General features: G+C 32.1%; 1 protein-coding gene. It reads left to right on the forward strand.

Annotated features, from left to right (window positions below):
• Positions 1 to 85: 85 nt before the first annotated feature.
• Positions 86 to 641: hypothetical protein (locus LS66_RS10370; protein WP_236097035.1), on the forward strand; the 556-nt coding region annotated here is incomplete at its 3' end.

A 641-nucleotide genomic window follows, 5' to 3' on the forward strand; every position in this document is an offset into this window, starting at 1 on the left:
ATAGATTCTAAAGGATTAGTCGTTAAAGGTGGGGAGGTAAAGGCGGAGTGAGGGGTAAAGAAAAAGGAATAGATAGGATATTGTAATGTCAAAGCTAAATTCTGAACCTATTAAAATACAAATAAGAGATGTTAATTATAATCCTATTCAGAATGCTACGATAAAAGTTATTGAAAGAAAAACCAACAAAATTCTCTACAATGAAGAAAGCCTCAATGGAGAAGTTATCCTAGATGACATAGAAAATCTTAAAAGTTGCCACGCTTTTAGAGTGGAGATACAACATCCTCATTATAAACCTGCTCCTAAAACTAATTCCTCTTGCGTTAGAGAAGCACACAGAGGAAAATATCATACCCTAGAATATCATTATCAAGATAAACTTTTAGTGAGCAATGTATATGCAGAAATAAGAGAACAAATACAATATACTTGTGAGGATAATGATGCAAATACAATATATCTGCCAAAGAGAATCTATGATATAGACAATCATACATTTATAGAACAAGAAGCATTACAGGCAATGAATAATCTACAAATCCACCTCAAAGCCTACTATAACCAAGATAATATCCCAAACAAAGAAAAACAAAGCAATGAACAAAAACGCATTTATCAAGAGCAAAAGAAAGAGACGA

Origin of the sequence: Helicobacter sp. MIT 03-1614 (genome assembly GCF_000762925.2) — a bacterium.
GTDB lineage: Bacteria > Campylobacterota > Campylobacteria > Campylobacterales > Helicobacteraceae > Helicobacter_C > Helicobacter_C hepaticus.